The organism is Enterobacter cloacae complex sp. HYC080_NIDB (assembly GCF_056673325.1).
In genome coordinates, this window is sequence record NZ_CP114212.1 from 847,200 (window position 1) to 863,454 (window position 16,255).

14 protein-coding genes and 1 other RNA gene are annotated in these 16,255 nt (G+C 55.8%); 10 read left to right on the forward strand and 5 right to left on the reverse strand.

Going from position 1 to position 16,255, the window contains the following annotated elements; genetic code table 11:
• Nucleotides 1–170 precede the first annotated feature (170 nt).
• Entirely contained in the window at nt 171–1,403 is a 1,233-nt protein-coding gene (gene serA / locus O1723_RS04050; protein WP_014885150.1) for a phosphoglycerate dehydrogenase, read from the forward strand.
• A gap of 115 nt (nt 1,404–1,518) precedes the next feature.
• Here the strand turns inward: serA and O1723_RS04055 are convergent, their stop codons facing one another.
• From O1723_RS04055 to zapA, 3 genes are all read right to left on the reverse strand, one after another.
• Nucleotides 1,519–2,115 (reverse strand): 5-formyltetrahydrofolate cyclo-ligase, encoded by a 597-nt coding sequence (locus O1723_RS04055; RefSeq protein WP_014885149.1) that lies wholly within the window; start codon nt 2,113–2,115, stop codon nt 1,519–1,521.
• Nucleotides 2,116–2,139: 24 nt separating this feature from the next.
• A non-coding RNA gene (gene ssrS, locus O1723_RS04060) (6S RNA) lies at nt 2,140–2,323 on the reverse strand.
• Nucleotides 2,324–2,364: 41 nt separating this feature from the next.
• A complete protein-coding gene (gene zapA / locus O1723_RS04065; protein ID WP_006811891.1) occupies nt 2,365–2,694 on the reverse strand; it encodes a cell division protein ZapA in 330 nt (109 codons plus the stop codon).
• Nucleotides 2,695–2,861: 167 nt separating this feature from the next.
• On the opposite strand from zapA, the gene O1723_RS04070 reads away from it, so the two are divergent.
• The 8 genes from O1723_RS04070 (at nt 2,862) to O1723_RS04105 (ending at nt 12,892) form a co-directional block, all read left to right on the forward strand.
• On the forward strand, nt 2,862–3,440 hold the full coding sequence (locus tag O1723_RS04070; protein WP_014885148.1) for a YecA/YgfB family protein: 579 nt from the start codon (nt 2,862–2,864) through the stop codon (nt 3,438–3,440).
• A 31-nt stretch (nt 3,441–3,471) separates the two neighbouring features.
• On the forward strand, nt 3,472–4,785 hold the full coding sequence (pepP, locus tag O1723_RS04075; protein ID WP_088555739.1) for a Xaa-Pro aminopeptidase: 1,314 nt from the start codon (nt 3,472–3,474) through the stop codon (nt 4,783–4,785).
• Complete coding sequence (ubiH, locus tag O1723_RS04080; protein WP_023337734.1) at nt 4,782–5,960, forward strand: 2-octaprenyl-6-methoxyphenyl hydroxylase; 1,179 nt, start codon at nt 4,782–4,784, stop codon at nt 5,958–5,960. The genes pepP and ubiH overlap by 4 nt, the downstream gene beginning before the upstream one ends.
• 12 nt (nt 5,961–5,972) lie before the next feature.
• Nucleotides 5,973–7,175 (forward strand): FAD-dependent 2-octaprenylphenol hydroxylase, encoded by a 1,203-nt coding sequence (ubiI, locus tag O1723_RS04085; protein ID WP_023337733.1) that lies wholly within the window; start codon nt 5,973–5,975, stop codon nt 7,173–7,175.
• A 397-nt stretch (nt 7,176–7,572) separates the two neighbouring features.
• Nucleotides 7,573–8,667, forward strand: a complete 1,095-nt coding sequence (gene gcvT, locus O1723_RS04090) for a glycine cleavage system aminomethyltransferase GcvT (protein WP_023337731.1) — start codon at nt 7,573–7,575, stop codon at nt 8,665–8,667.
• A 23-nt stretch (nt 8,668–8,690) separates the two neighbouring features.
• Nucleotides 8,691–9,080 carry a glycine cleavage system protein GcvH gene (gene gcvH / locus O1723_RS04095; protein ID WP_014885143.1) on the forward strand — a complete coding sequence of 130 codons (390 nt, stop codon included), beginning with the start codon at nt 8,691–8,693 and terminating at the stop codon, nt 9,078–9,080.
• 124 nt (nt 9,081–9,204) lie between these two features.
• Entirely contained in the window at nt 9,205–12,078 is a 2,874-nt protein-coding gene (gene gcvP / locus O1723_RS04100; RefSeq protein ID WP_023331246.1) for an aminomethyl-transferring glycine dehydrogenase, read from the forward strand.
• A 70-nt stretch (nt 12,079–12,148) separates the two neighbouring features.
• Complete coding sequence (locus O1723_RS04105; RefSeq protein WP_023337730.1) at nt 12,149–12,892, forward strand: SDR family oxidoreductase; 744 nt, start codon at nt 12,149–12,151, stop codon at nt 12,890–12,892.
• Nucleotides 12,893–12,980: 88 nt separating this feature from the next.
• Here O1723_RS04105 and bglA read toward each other — a convergent pair whose 3' ends face one another.
• Nucleotides 12,981–14,414 carry a 6-phospho-beta-glucosidase BglA gene (gene bglA / locus O1723_RS04110; RefSeq protein WP_038421024.1) on the reverse strand — a complete coding sequence of 478 codons (1,434 nt, stop codon included), beginning with the start codon at nt 14,412–14,414 and terminating at the stop codon, nt 12,981–12,983.
• 116 nt (nt 14,415–14,530) lie between these two features.
• On the reverse strand, nt 14,531–15,262 hold the full coding sequence (locus O1723_RS04115) for a MurR/RpiR family transcriptional regulator (RefSeq protein WP_248190706.1): 732 nt from the start codon (nt 15,260–15,262) through the stop codon (nt 14,531–14,533).
• A 265-nt stretch (nt 15,263–15,527) separates the two neighbouring features.
• On the opposite strand from O1723_RS04115, the gene trhA reads away from it, so the two are divergent.
• Nucleotides 15,528–16,187 carry a PAQR family membrane homeostasis protein TrhA gene (trhA, locus tag O1723_RS04120; protein WP_023331242.1) on the forward strand — a complete coding sequence of 220 codons (660 nt, stop codon included), beginning with the start codon at nt 15,528–15,530 and terminating at the stop codon, nt 16,185–16,187.
• Nucleotides 16,188–16,255: the final 68 nt, after the last annotated feature.

The following is a 16,255-nucleotide window of genomic DNA, read 5'->3' on the forward strand; positions in this document are numbered from 1 at the left end:
CGTTTGTAATTTTCCTTAGCATTTTGCTCTGCCATTTTGCCCTGTATGACTTTTCTTCAGAGTGCCGACGCAAACGTTCATATTGCTGCAATAGTTTTTTTTGATATGTTGGCTACAGCGGATTTCAATCCAGCACAACATCAGTTCAGATAAAAAACAGGGTCGGGGAAATGGCAAAGGTATCACTGGAGAAAGACAAGATTAAATTCCTGCTGGTCGAGGGCGTGCATCAGAAAGCGCTTGATAGCCTTCGTGCGGCGGGTTACACCAACATCGAATTTCACAAGGGCGCGCTCGATACCGAAGAGCTGAAAGCGTCCATCCGTGATGCCCATTTCATTGGCCTGCGATCCCGTACTCAACTGACGGAAGACGTTATTGCTGCGGCGGAGAAGCTGGTTGCGATTGGCTGTTTCTGCATCGGTACCAACCAGGTTGATCTGAATGCTGCCGCCAAACGCGGTATCCCGGTATTTAACGCCCCGTTCTCCAACACCCGTTCCGTGGCGGAGCTGGTGATTGGCGAATTACTGCTGCTGCTGCGCGGTATTCCGGAGGCTAACGCCAAAGCGCACCGCGGCGTGTGGAACAAACTGGCTGCGGGCTCATACGAAGCGCGCGGTAAAAAACTGGGTATCATCGGCTATGGCCACATCGGTACTCAGCTGGGGATTCTGGCGGAATCTCTGGGGATGCACGTCTACTTTTACGATATCGAAAGCAAGCTGCCGCTAGGGAATGCGACGCAGGTGCAGCATCTCTCTGACCTGCTGAACATGAGCGACGTGGTAAGCCTGCATGTGCCGGAAAATGCGTCCACCAAAAACATGATGGGTGCAGAAGAGCTGGCGCTGATGAAACCAGGCTCACTGCTGATCAACGCCGCGCGCGGTACGGTGGTCGACATCCCTGCGCTGTGCGATGCTCTGAAGCGTAAGCATCTGGCGGGGGCGGCCATTGACGTGTTCCCGACGGAGCCAGCCACCAACAGCGATCCGTTTAACTCTCCGCTCTGCGAATTCGACAACGTGATCCTGACGCCACACATCGGCGGGTCTACTCAGGAAGCGCAGGAGAATATCGGCCTTGAAGTGGCGGGTAAGCTGAGCAAATACTCCGACAACGGTTCCACGCTCTCTGCGGTGAACTTCCCGGAAGTGTCTCTGCCGCTGCACGGTGGTCGCCGTCTGCTGCACATCCACGAAAACCGTCCTGGCGTGCTGACGGCTATCAACCAAATCTTTGCCGAGCAGAGCGTCAACATTGCCGCCCAGTACCTGCAAACCAACTCGCAGATGGGTTACGTGGTAATTGATATCGAAGCGGATGAAGATGTTGCCGAGAAAGCGCTGCAGAGCATGAAAGCTATTCCGGGGACGATTCGCGCGCGTCTGCTTTACTGATGGTGTCGGGTGGCGAGGTAAATGCAAAACGGTAACTATCGTTACCGTTTTTTATGTTTTCACCCTCTCCCTGTGGGAGAGGGCTGGGGTGAGGGCATCAGGCTGCACGCCTGTTTCACCACTCCCACAACGTCGATGGCGTCACTACCGCTGGCAACGGCACATCCCATTTCTCGACGGGCAACGCTTCTACAGCCTGGCAATCATGCGCATACCCCACCGGCTGTAATCCGTACTGCTGCCAGTTTTGCAGCGTTCTGTCATAAAAACCGCCGCCCATACCCAGGCGCTGACCCTGTTCATCAAACGCCACCAGCGGCGTAATCAGCACGTCCAGCTGTGACAGCGGGAGCACGTCGCGCACGTCGAGTTTGGGCTCGGTAATTTTCAGACGATTCACCACCAGCTCGCTGTGCGGATGGTAGTGCAGAAACAGAAGATTGCCTTTGCTAAAAGGATGCAGCACCGGCAGATAAACCTTCTTCCCGGCGCGCCAGAGCTGGTCGATAAGTGGTTGGGTATCGAGCTCGCCATCAAACGACAGGAACAGAGCGACCGTGTTAGCCATAACCACCGGGGGCCACGCCATCATGCGGGCGGCGGCCTGCTGGGCAAAATGCGACTGTTGTTCAGCCGTAAGTGCACGACGACGCTGGCGAATAAGTTGACGGATATCCTGGCGTGAGGCAGAAACTTCAGGGAATTGAGTCATGGTAGTAGGTAGAAGAAGAAAGAGGGAATCTCCGAGATGCCGCCGCAGGCTGTAACCCTTGAACCCTTGGTTCAAGGTGAATGTGTCGTCATAGTTTTAAGGCTTCTCGGACGGACCGAGCATGCTCACCAACCATGGAGCGCCACATTCTTGTGGTATGAAATATCGGCTCAGGGGACTGGCCCGCTTGCGAACATCTCAGAGAAATTTTGTCTTCACAGTTACTCTACCATAGTCAACTGAGAAGTGTTATTCAAACTTTGGTCCCGGTCTTTCGGGATTGCGACCTTGATCAAGCAATGCCTGTTCTATGGTCTGCTGGAGCATTTTAATGCGCTGCTCCATGCTAGCCGCGTAGTCGCGGGTCTTCGCTTTTTCCTGAGTCAGTTCATAGCTGATGTTCAACGCGGCGATGAAAACCAGCTGCTCAGTATTTGTGACTCTAGTGCGTTCTTTTAGATCTTGCAACCGCTGATTCAAATCGTCCGCAGCCTGATTCAAAGCATCCCTTTGTTCAGGCGGACAATTCACTCGCAGTGAACGGCCAAAAATCTGGAGATCGACGGGTTGTGCAGACATGCCACCTTCCTGCTGATTGACTGCGCTGCCTTCGCTTACTGCCCCGGGGGCTGCGAAGGGGCGACACTATAGCTACCCTGATGTGAAGATACAAGCCCTTTTCTGGTATCACCAGGGTCCAAAGTGGTAGCATATCATGAATATCCTCCCTTTGATGACGAATGCGTATGTCTATACAGAACGAAATGCCTGGTTACAAGGATTTAAACCAGTTACTGAACCAGCAGGGAGTAGGACTTACCCCTGCGGAAATGCACGGTCTGATCAGCGGCATACTGTGCGGCGGAAACAGCGACAGCTCATGGCAGCCGCTGATCCACGACCTCACGAACGAAGGGCTGGCGTTTGGCCACGAGCTGGCAGAATCGCTGCGTAAAATGCATGCGGCAACCAGTGATTCGCTGGAAGACGATGGCTTCCTTTTTCAGCTTTATCTGCCTGAAGGTGATGACGTCAGCGTCTTCGATCGTGCCGATGCGCTCGCGGGTTGGGTAAACCACTATCTGCTTGGCCTGGGCGTAACCCAGCCTAAGCTTGATAAAGTGACCGGCGAAGCGGGTGAAGCGATCGACGATCTGCGTAACATCGCCCAGCTCGGCTACGATGAAGAGGAAGACCAGGAAGAGCTGGAAATGTCCCTCGAAGAGATTATTGAGTACGTGCGCGTGGCGGCGCTGTTGTGCCACGACAACTTTACGCGCTCACAGCCGACCGCGCCGGAAGTTCGTAAGCCAACCTTACATTAAGAAAAATAACGCACAGGAGGGTGTCATGATTATCTCGCAACAAGAGTATTTGCGCCGTCGTCAGGCGCTGCTGGCAAAAATGCAGCCTGGCAGTGCGGCGCTGATTTTTGCCGCGCCGGAAGTGACGCGCAGTGCCGACAGCGAATACCCCTATCGCCAGAATAGCGATTTCTGGTACTTCACCGGCTTTAACGAGCCGGAAGCGGTCCTGGTGCTGATTAAGAGCAATGACACCCACAACCACAGCGTGATTTTTAACCGCGTACGCGATTTAACCGCTGAAATCTGGTTTGGCCGCCGCTTAGGGCAAGAGGCCGCACCGGAGAAGCTGGGCGTCGACCGCGCGCTGGCGTTTAGCGAAATCAATCAGCAGCTCTATCAGTTACTCAACGGCCTCGACGTGCTTTATCACGCGCAGGGCGAATATGCGTACGCCGATGAGATTGTTTTCACCGCTCTGGATAAGCTGCGCAAAGGCTCGCGTCAGAATCTGTCCGCGCCGGCCACGCTGACGGACTGGCGTCCGGTGGTGCATGAGATGCGTCTGTTCAAATCTGAAGAAGAGCTGAACGTGATGCGCCGCGCTGGCGAAATCAGCGCCCTGGCACACACCCGCGCCATGGAAAAATGCCGTCCTGGTCTGTTCGAATACCAGCTGGAAGGCGAAATTCAACACGAATTTAACCGTCACGGCGCGCGCTTCCCGTCATACAACACCATTGTCGGCGGCGGGGAGAACGGCTGCATTCTGCATTACACCGAAAACGAAAGTGCGCTGCGTGATGGCGATCTGGTGCTGATTGACGCCGGTTGCGAATATCAGGGCTACGCGGGTGACATCACCCGTACTTTCCCGGTGAACGGTAAGTTCTCGCCCGCGCAACGAGCAATTTATGACATCGTTCTCGAATCACTTGAAACGGCGCTCACGCTGTATCGCCCGGGCACGTCCATTCAGGAGGTGACCGGCGAAGTTGTGCGCATCATGATCACCGGACTGGTGAAGCTTGGCATCCTGAAAGGCGACGTGGACACCCTGATCGCCGAAAATGCGCATCGTCCGTACTTTATGCACGGCCTGAGCCACTGGCTGGGGCTGGATGTGCATGATGTGGGGGCGTACGGTACCGACCGTTCACGCGTGCTGGAACCGGGCATGGTGCTGACCGTCGAGCCGGGGCTGTATATCGCGCCGGATGCCGATGTGCCCGAAGCGTACCGCGGAATTGGCATTCGTATTGAAGATGACATCGTCATCACCGAAACCGGTAACGAAAACCTGACCGCGAGCGTGGTGAAACACGCAGACGATATCGAGGCGCTGATGGCAGCGGCACGCGTATGAGCGTGATTATCGTTGGCGGCGGCATGACCGGCGCCACCCTGGCACTGGCGATCTCGCATTTGACGAAGGGGCAGCTTCCGGTGCATCTCGTTGAGGCGGTTGCACCACAAACGAAGAATCACCCCGGCTTTGATTCTCGCGCCATTGCCCTGGCGCAGGGAACCTGCCAACAGCTTTCCCGAATTGGCATCTGGCAGGCGATTGCCGACTGCGCCACCGCCATTCATACCGTGCATGTGAGCGATCGCGGCCATGCCGGGTTTGTGACGCTGGATGCTCATGATTATCGTATTGACGCCCTGGGTCAGGTCGTTGAACTCCATGATGTTGGCCTGCGCCTGTTCCGTCTGTTGCAGGACGCGCCAGGCGTGACCCTGCATTGTCCGTCACGCGTTGCGAGCTTTATCCGCAGTGAAGAAACGGTCAGCGTGACGCTGGATAATGGCACCGTTCTCGACGGCCAGCTTCTTGTGGCGGCGGACGGGTCGCGCTCGGCGCTCGCAACCCAGTGCGGCGTTGAGTGGCAGCAGCAGCCTTACGGGCAGGTTGCGGTCATTGCGAACGTCTCTACTGCCGCAGAACACAACGGCCGGGCGTTTGAGCGCTTCACGCAGCACGGTCCGCTGGCGATGCTGCCGATGTCGGATGGTCGTTGCTCGCTGGTCTGGTGCCATCCGCAGGAAAAGGCGGAAGACGTTCAGGCCTGGTCCGACGAACGTTTTTGCAGTGAACTGCAGAAAGCGTTTGGCTGGCGGCTGGGTCGCATTACCCATGCGGGAAAACGTGCGGTATACCCGCTGTCGTTAACTACCGCATCACAGTCTGTTCCGCACCGCGTGGCGCTGGTCGGCAACGCCGCGCAAACGCTTCACCCCATCGCGGGTCAGGGTTTTAATCTGGGTCTGCGGGATGTGATGAGCCTGGCCGAAGCGCTTTCGCAAGCGTGGAGCGAACAGAAAGATTGCGGCGCATACCCGGTACTCAGCCATTACCAGAAGCGACGTCAGGCCGATAAAGAGGCGACAATCGGCGTTACCGATGGTTTAGTCCATCTCTTTGCCAATCGCTGGGCGCCGCTGGTTGCCGGTCGCAACCTCGGGCTGATGGCGATGGAACTGTTCATTCCGGCACGCGACGTGCTGGCGCAGCGGACCCTGGGTTGGGTCGCGCGTTAAGGAGTTATCACTGTGCAAAATGTTGATGTTGCCATCGTTGGCGGCGGAATGGTTGGACTGGCCCTGGCCTGCGGATTACAAGGCAGCGGCCTGCGTGTGGCCGTGCTGGAGCAAAAGCAGCCTCAGCCCGTCGCACCTGATGCCCCGCCGGAACTCCGCGTGTCGGCAATAAATGCGGCCAGCGAAAAGCTGCTGACGCGCCTTGGCGTCTGGTCAGATATCGTAGCCCAGCGTGCGAGCTGCTATCACGGCATGGAGGTATGGGACAAAGACAGCTTTGGTCATATTGCTTTTGATGATGAAAGCATGGGCTATAGCCATCTGGGTCACATCATTGAGAATGCGGTGATCCACCACGCGCTGTGGCAGAAAGCTCAGCAGTGCAGCGACGTAACGCTGGTTGCGCCTGCGCAAATCCAGCAGGTTGCGTGGGGCGAAAACGAGGCGTTTATCACCCTGCAAAGTGGCGATATGCTCACCGCGCGTCTGGTGGTCGGTGCCGATGGCGCTAACTCCTGGCTGCGCAATAAAGCGGATATTCCGCTGACCTACTGGGATTACCGCCATCATGCCATGGTGGCGACGATCCGTACCCAAGAGCCGCACGGCGGCGTGGCGCGCCAGATTTTCCACAACGACGGCATTCTGGCATTCCTGCCGTTAAGCGATCCGCATCTCTGCTCAATTGTCTGGTCTCTGGTGCCGGAAAAAGCGCAGCAGATGCAGGAGGCGACGCCAGAGGCCTTTAACCAGGCACTGTGCGTGGCGTTTGATAACCGTCTGGGGCTTTGTACTCTTGAGAGCGAGCGTCAGGTCTTCCCCTTAACCGGACGCTATGCGCGTCAGTTTGCCGCGCACCGTCTGGCGCTGGTGGGCGACGCGGCCCATACCATTCATCCGCTGGCCGGGCAGGGCGTTAATCTCGGCTTTATGGATGCGGCGGAGCTGGTAGAAGAGCTGCGTCGTCTGCAGCGAGAGGGTAAAGATATTGGGCAGCATGTGTATCTGCGTCGCTACGAGCGCAGCCGCAAGCACAGTGCGGCGATGATGCTTGCAGGCATGCAGGGCTTCCGTGAGCTGTTTGCCGGGGCAAATCCGGCGAAAAAACTGCTGCGTGATATTGGGCTCAAGCTCGCCGATACCCTCCCTGGCGTCAAACCTCAACTCCTGCGTCAGGCGATGGGTCTTAACGACCTGCCGGACTGGCTGAAATAAAATAGACCCCCGTCACACTTTCTTTTCCCGGCCTCTGTGCCGGGAAAATTCCCTCGTTTGAAATATTCTAATTCCACGTCATTTTTCGCATTAGATAATCTAATGTCATGATTTTTATGTGACGGAAATTCGGCCCGTTTTTCCGCATGAAATATCATCATGTGCTAAATCCTGTTAGATCATTGTTAATTTTGTGCGGGGTTAATCGCATTTTTCCAGTGAATAACTCTGTAGGCTTTTCAGCGTTTTTTGGTCATAAGCTAATGTGATGACCCGTTTTACCTTATGGTTAACCGCCGGTTTCGGTGGTAAGTTCAGGTAAAAGAGAACGTTTGCGTCGGCATTCGGAAACGAGGCCGATACCGGGTTTCACGGTGAATTTTTCAACGAGGACAAGATGGCTCAACAGACTCCTTTGTACGAACAGCACGTGTTATGCGGCGCCCGCATGGTGGATTTCCATGGCTGGATGATGCCGCTGCACTACGGCTCGCAAATTGATGAGCACCACGCGGTGCGCACCGATGCCGGTATGTTCGACGTGTCCCACATGACGATTGTCGATCTGCGCGGTAGCCGCACCCGGGAGTTTCTACGTTATCTGCTGGCGAACGATGTCGCGAAGCTGAAGACACCGGGGAAAGCGCTCTATACCGGTATGCTGAACGCCTCGGGTGGCGTGATTGATGACCTTATCGTCTACTACTTCACCGAAGACTTCTTCCGCCTCGTTGTAAACTCCGCCACCCGCGAAAAAGACCTCTTCTGGATCACCCAACACGCCGAACCTTATGCCATCGACATCACCGTCCGTGACGATCTGTCGCTGATTGCCGTGCAGGGGCCGAACGCGCAGGCGAAAGCCGCGTCTCTGTTCAGCGACGAGCAGCGTAAAGCCACCGAAGGGATGAAGCCCTTCTTTGGCGTGCAGGCGGGCGATCTGTTTATTGCCACGACCGGCTATACCGGTGAAGCGGGCTATGAAATTGCCATGCCAAACGAGAAAGCAGCTGATTTCTGGCGTGCGCTGGTGGAAGCGGGCGTGAAGCCGGCTGGCCTGGGCGCGCGCGATACGCTGCGCCTTGAAGCGGGGATGAACCTCTACGGTCAGGAGATGGACGAAGGCGTCTCTCCGCTGGCGGCCAACATGGGCTGGACCATCGCATGGGAACCCGCTGACCGTGAGTTTATTGGCCGTGAAGCGCTGGAAATGCAGCGCGAGAAGGGCACTGAACAGCTGGTTGGCCTGGTGATGAAGGAAAAAGGCGTGCTGCGCGGAGAACTGCCGGTGCGTTTTACCGATGCCGACGGCAATCCGCGCGAAGGCGTGATCACCAGCGGGTCCTTCTCCCCGACGCTGGGCTACAGTATTGCACTGGCTCGCGTGCCGGCGGGCATTGGCGAGTCGGCGGTGGTGCAAATCCGCAACCGCGAAATGCCGGTCAACGTGACCAAACCGATTTTTGTTCGCGCCGGTAAGCCGGTCGCCTAACTATTTTTATCAGGAGAACTTCAATGAGCAATGTGCCAGCAGAACTGAAATACAGCAAAGAACACGAGTGGCTGCGCAAAGAGGCGGACGGCACTTACACCGTAGGGATCACCGAGCATGCGCAGGAGCTGCTGGGCGACATGGTGTTTGTTGACCTGCCGGAAGTGGGCGCAACCGTGAGCGCGGGCGATGACTGCGCCGTGGCGGAGTCCGTTAAAGCAGCATCCGATATCTACGCACCGGTAAGCGGTGAAATTGTGGCCGTAAACGACGCGCTGAGCGATTCGCCGGAGCTGGTGAACAGCGAGCCTTATGAAGGTGGCTGGATCTTCAAGATCAAAGCCAGTGACGAATCTCAGGTTGCCGCGCTGCTGGATGCGACCGCGTACGAAGCCCTGTTAGAAGACGAGTAATTGTTAATCCCCCTCTCCCTCCGGGAGAGGGCAGGGGTGAGGGTGCCCATCTTCCCCTCACCCTAACCCTCTCCCGAGGGGAGAGGGAACTTAAATTCACTGCACGTTTCAGGAACCATCGCTCATGACACAGACTTTAAGCCAGCTTGAAAACCGTGGCGCTTTCATTGAACGTCACATTGGGCCGGATGCTCAGCAACAGCAGGAGATGCTGAAAACGGTTGGCGCGGATTCATTAAACGCACTGATCGGCCAGATCGTGCCAAAAGACATCCAGCTTGCCACGCCGCCTCAGGTGGGAGAAGCCACCACGGAATTCGCCGCACTGGCGGAGCTGAAGGCCATCGCTGGCCTTAACAAGCGCTATAAGTCTTACATTGGCATGGGCTACACCAACGTGCAGTTACCGCCGGTTATCCTGCGTAATATGCTGGAAAACCCGGGCTGGTACACCGCCTATACCCCGTATCAGCCGGAAGTGTCCCAGGGCCGTCTTGAAGCGCTGCTGAACTTCCAGCAGGTGACGCTCGACCTGACCGGGATGGATATCGCTTCCGCCTCGTTGCTGGATGAAGCGACCGCGGCAGCTGAAGCCATGGCGATGGCAAAACGCGTCAGCAAGCTGAAAAATGCCAACCGCTTCTTCGTGGCGGCGGACGTGCATCCGCAGACGCTGGACGTGGTGCGTACCCGTGCGGAAACCTTTGGTTTTGATGTGATTGTCGACGACGCTGACAAAGTGCTGGATCATCAGGACGTCTTTGGTGTGCTGCTACAGCAGGTTGGCACCACCGGCGAAGTGCATGATTACAGCGCGCTGATTGCCGAGCTGAAATCCCGCAAAGTGGTGGTCAGCGTTGCCGCTGATTTTATGGCGCTGGTGCTGCTGACGGCTCCGGGCAAACAGGGTGCGGATATTGTATTCGGCTCGGCCCAGCGTTTCGGCGTGCCGATGGGCTACGGCGGACCGCACGCGGCATTCTTTGGCGCGAAAGATGAATTTAAACGTTCCATGCCAGGCCGCATTATTGGCGTATCGAAAGATGCCGCCGGTAACACCGCGCTGCGCATGGCGATGCAGACTCGCGAGCAGCATATCCGTCGCGAGAAAGCGAACTCTAATATCTGTACTTCTCAGGTTCTGCTGGCAAACATCGCCAGCCTGTACGCCGTCTTCCACGGCCCGGTTGGGCTGAAACGCATTGCCGGCCGCATCCACCGTCTGGCGGATATTCTGGCCTGTGGCCTGCAGCAGAAAGGCCTGAAGCTGCGTCATGAGCACTACTTCGACACGCTGTGCGTGGACGTGGCGGATAAAGCGGCGGTGCTGGCACGTGCGGATGCCGCACAAATTAACCTGCGCAGCGACATTCATCATGCCGTGGGCATCACTCTTGATGAATCCACCACGCGCGACGATATCGTCAACCTGTTTAATGTCGTGCTGGGCGATGCGCACGGTCTGGATATTGATGCGCTGGACAAAGAGGTCGCGCATGACAGCCGCTCTATTCAGGAGAGCATGCTGCGCAATGACGCTATCCTGACGCATCCTGTGTTCAACCGTTATCACAGCGAAACCGAGATGATGCGTTATATGCACTCTCTGGAGCGCAAAGATCTGGCGCTGAACCAGGCGATGATCCCGCTGGGCTCGTGCACCATGAAGCTGAACGCCGCGGCAGAAATGATCCCTATCACCTGGCCTGAGTTCTCCGAGCTGCACCCGTTCTGCCCACCAGAGCAGGCGGAAGGGTATCATGTCATGATCAACCAGCTTTCCGACTGGCTGGTGAAACTGACCGGTTATGACGCGCTCTGTATGCAGCCGAACTCCGGCGCGCAGGGTGAATATGCGGGGCTGCTGGCAATCCGTCACTATCACGAAAGCCGTAACGAAGGCCACCGTGATATCTGCCTGATCCCGAGCTCTGCCCACGGCACCAACCCGGCGTCTGCCCAGATGGCGGGCATGGAAGTGGTGGTCGTGGCGTGTGATAAGAACGGTAACATCGACCTGGCCGACCTGCGCGCGAAAGCCGAGCAGGCGGGCGATAAGCTCTCCTGCATCATGGTGACCTACCCGTCGACTCACGGCGTGTACGAAGAAACCATCCGCGAAGTGTGTGAAGTGGTGCATCAGTTCGGCGGTCAGGTGTACCTCGACGGCGCGAACATGAATGCTCAGGTGGGCATTACCTCTCCGGGCTTCATCGGCGCGGACGTGTCGCACCTGAACCTGCACAAAACCTTCTGCATCCCACACGGTGGTGGCGGTCCGGGCATGGGGCCTATCGGCGTGAAAGCGCATCTGGCGCCGTTCGTGCCGGGTCACAGCGTCGTGCAGATAGAAGGTATGCTGACCCGTCAGGGCGCGGTCTCTGCTGCACCGTTCGGTAGCGCTTCAATCCTGCCAATCAGCTGGATGTACATCCGCATGATGGGCGCGGAAGGGCTGAAACAGGCAAGCCAGGTCGCGATCCTGAATGCTAACTATATTGCGACTCGCCTGAAGTCGGCTTTCCCGGTGCTTTACACCGGCCGCGATGGGCGTGTGGCACACGAGTGCATCCTCGATATTCGTCCGCTGAAAGAAGCGACGGGTATCAGCGAACTGGATATCGCCAAGCGTCTGATCGACTACGGCTTCCACGCACCAACCATGTCGTTCCCGGTTGCGGGTACGCTGATGGTGGAGCCAACGGAGTCTGAAAGCAAAGCCGAGCTGGACCGCTTTATCGACGCGATGCTGGCCATCCGCATGGAGATAGACCGCGTGCAGGACGGCGAATGGACGCTGGAAGATAACCCGTTGGTTAACGCTCCGCACACCCAGCACGAGATGGTGGCCGAGTGGAATCACGGTTATTCCCGTGAACTGGCTGTCTTCCCGGCAGGCGTGGCGAATAAATACTGGCCGACCGTGAAGCGTCTTGATGACGTATACGGCGACCGTAACCTGTTCTGCTCCTGTGTGCCGATGAGCGAATACCAGTAATTTTTTTGCTGTAGTAACGTAGGCCGGGTAAGGCGAAGCCGCCACCCGGCTTTTTTATTGGGAGAAGACAATGGCAATTGCACTGGTCACCGGCGCCAGCCGCGGCATTGGCAAAGCCACCGCGCTGCAACTGGCTCGCGAAGGTTATACCGTGGCGGTGAACTATCACCACAATATCAAAGCCGCAAAGGACGTCATCAATCAGATCGTTGAGGCGGGTGGAAAAGCATTTGCCCTGCGTGCAGACATTAGCGATGAAGCGCAGGTCATGGCCATGTTTGACAGCCTCGATCGCGAAGGTGAGCCCCTTACCGCGCTGGTCAACAATGCAGGCATTCTGTTTGAGCAATCCACTATTGAAAATCTGTCCGCTGAACGCATTAATCGCGTGCTGAGCACCAACGTCACGGGCTATTTTCTCTGCTGCCGTGAGGCGGTAAAGCGCATGTCGCGCAAACATGGCGGCAAGGGTGGCGCGATTGTCAATGTCTCCTCTGCCGCGTCTCGTCTGGGCGCGCCGGGGGAGTATGTCGATTACGCGGCCTCCAAAGGCGCGGTAGATTCCCTGACTACCGGATTATCGCTGGAGGTAGCGGCGCAGGGTATCCGCGTAAACTGCGTGCGGCCCGGGCTGATTTATACCGATATTCACGCGTCGGGTGGGGAACCGGGGCGGGTGGATCGCGTGAAATCGTTACTGCCGATGCAGCGCGGCGGCCAGCCGGAAGAGGTCGCGCAGGCGATAGTTTGGCTGCTGAGCGAGAAGGCGTCATACGTGACGGGCAGTTTTATTGAACTGGCGGGCGGGAAATAAACGCCGGGTGGCGGCTTCGCCTTACCCGGCCTACGATTCGCAGGTTTTGTAGGCCGGTGCAAGCGTAGCGCCGCCCGGCGTTACGGCGTTAAAGTTGCTCGCCGTTGCTGGCAATTACGCCTTTATACCATTCGAAGCTTTTCTTACGGGAACGCGACATGTCGCCGGTGCCGTCGTCGTGTTTATTGACGTAGATAAAACCGTAGCGCTTGCTGTACTGGCCGGTAGTGAATGACACGCAGTCAATGCAGCTCCATGGCGTATAGCCCATCAGATCCACGCCATCGTGGGTGACGGCTTTGATCATCTCTTCAACGTGGGCGCGCAGGTAGTCGATACGATAGTCATCGTTGATGCTGCCATCCTCTTCCACCTTATCGTAGGCACCGAAGCCGTTTTCCACGATAAACAACGGCTTCTGATAGCGTTCGTACAGTTCGCACAGGGAATAACGCAGGCCCACCGGGTCAATCTGCCAGCCCCAGTCGGACGCCTTGACGTGCGGATTAGGTACGCTGCCCTCGAAGCCAGAAATCGCGTCACCGGTGCCACCTTCCGCTTTCACCGCATTGGTCATGTAGTAGCTGAAGCCCAGGTAGTCGCAGGTACCTTCGCGGAGGATCTGCTCATCGCCTGCGTCCATTTTGATGGAGAAACCGCGGCGCTCCCATTCATTCAGTACGTAAGACGGATAGTAGCCACGCAGCTGAACATCGGTAAAGACATAGCGCTCGCGCATGGATTCCTGGGCGAACATCACGTCTTCCGGTTTGCAGGAGAATGGATAGAGCGCCACCATGGCCAGCATGCAGCCGACTTTCATCTCCGGATTGATACGGCGCGCGGCTTTCACCGCCAGGGCACTCGCCACAAACTGGTGGTGCAGCACCTGATACATGGTCTCTTCCGGATTTTCATGTTCGGTATAGACCACGCCTGAGCAGCAATAACCAAAGAGCGGCGCACGCCAGTTACGCTGGTTGTTGATTTCATTGAAGGTCATCCAGTATTTGACCTTGTGCTTGTAGCGCTCAAAAACCACTTCCGCGAAGCGTACAAAGAAATCGACCACTTTACGGTTGGTCCAGCTGCCGTACTCCTGCACCAGGTGCAGCGGCATTTCGAAGTGGGAGAGGGTGATCACCGGCTCGATGTTGTATTTCAGCAGCTCATCGAACATGTCGTCATAGAACTTCAGCCCTTCCTCGTTTGGCTGCGTTTCGTCACCTTTCGGGAAGATGCGCGTCCAGGCAATCGAGGTGCGGAAACATTTGAAGCCCATCTCGGCAAACAGCTTGATATCTTCTTTGTAGTGGCCGTGGAAGTCGATGGCCTCGTGATTTGGGTAGTATTTACCCGGCACTACGTCCTGCGTGATTTCGCGCGGCACGCCGTGCGCCCCGCCGGTCAGTACGTCGCAGATGCTCGGCCCCTTGCCGCCTTTGTCCCAGCCGCCTTCAACCTGATGCGCCGCAACGGCACCGCCCCATAGAAAATCTTTCGGTAAGGTCAATTTTTTCATCGCTGCTATTCTCAATAAATGACGTATTGGTTTTGAGTCTAGCAAAGCGAAATTGAATGTCACGATATAACAATTCGCGGAAATTGTGATTTGTCACATCAAAAAAACAGGATGTTTTATTCCGCCAGTTTCTTCGCCAGTTTGCGTCCGAGAGATTCCAGAATATAGATAACGGGGATTTGTGTGGTGATGTCGTAGACGCCTGCAATACGCGTCTGGGGAACGTGCCAGAAGAGATTAAAGTCCGCCAGTTTTGCCAGGCGCGAGTGTTCATGGCTGGTAATGGAGAGAACCTTGCAGTGATGCAGGCTGAACTGGCTGGCGAAGCGCAGGATCTCCTCGGTATCGCCCGACACAGAGAGCACAATTGCCAGTGCATTTTTCGCCATATCATTGGTGACCGGGAAATAAGGGTCATCAATATGGTTGCTGAATTTTCCGATATTCGAAAAGAAACGGGCACCGTATTTTGCCAGCGATCCTGATGTCCCTGCGCCGACAAATATAATTCGCTCCGAAGAGAGAATGATATTTACCGCGTCATCCAGTAAAGCGTCGAACTCTTCATTATTCACGCTTTTAAAGAAACTGATAATTTCGCTGGCGCCGAAATTCGCCTGCTGAGGTTCGTTCTGTTCAAGATAGAGCTTAAAGCGCACGCGAAACTCAGAATACCCTTCACAGTTGAGCTTACGGCAAAAGCGCAGGATGGTGGTGGTTGAGACGCCCGCCGCATCCGCCAGTTCGCGGATGGTCATGTACATCACTTTGTCACGGTTTTTAATGACATAGTTGTAGACCATCATCTCCAGGTTATTGAGACTGGCAATGGCGGAGTGGGTGAACATACTCACAGTGGCAAAACTCTCATTCAGACCTCGTTTAACCATCATAACATGCAGCCAGACGGCAGGATCTAATTTTATGCTATTGATTCGTAAAGTATAAATTTTAATGTGAACAAATGTCAGGTGAAAAATATATCTATGTTTTTGATTTTTATTGTAAAAAAATCACATTGAAAATATTTTAGCTAACAGGTGTTCACTGGAATCATTCTCAGTTAGCATAGTCATGCGATGAATAATCATCTTTAGTTTCCCGGAGTTTTGTATGGCGAGCAGACCATTAATCGCACAGGGATATTCACTGGCGGAGGAAGTAGCCAACAGCATCAGCCATGGCATTGGCCTGGTGTTTGGGATAGTCGGTTTAGTGTTATTGCTGGTACAGGCGGTTGATACCAATGCCAGCGCGATGGCGATTACCAGCTATAGCCTATATGGCGGAAGCATGATCCTGTTATTCCTGGCGTCGACGCTCTATCACGCGATTCCGCATCAACGGGCCAAGATATGGCTCAAGAAATTTGACCACTGTGCTATCTATCTGCTTATTGCAGGAACCTATACGCCTTTTCTGCTGGTGGGGCTCAACTCGCCGCTGTCGCGCGGACTGATGATTGTCATCTGGAGCCTGGCGCTGCTGGGGATCCTCTTCAAGCTAACCATTGCACACCGGTTTAAAGTGTTGTCACTGGTGACCTATCTGACCATGGGGTGGCTGTCGCTGATTGTGGTGTATCAACTGGCGATTAAGCTGGCGGTTGGCGGGGTTACGTTGCTGGCAGTGGGAGGCGTAGTGTACTCGCTGGGCGTCATTTTCTACGTCTGCAAGCGCATTCCATACAATCATGCCATCTGGCATGGTTTTGTACTGGGCGGCAGCGTGTGCCATTTTTTGGCGATTTATTTGTATGTCGGGCAGGTGTAGTTTGTTGTCGGGTGGCGGCTTCGCCTTACCCGACCTACGGGATCGGTAGGCCCGGTAAGCGCAGCGCC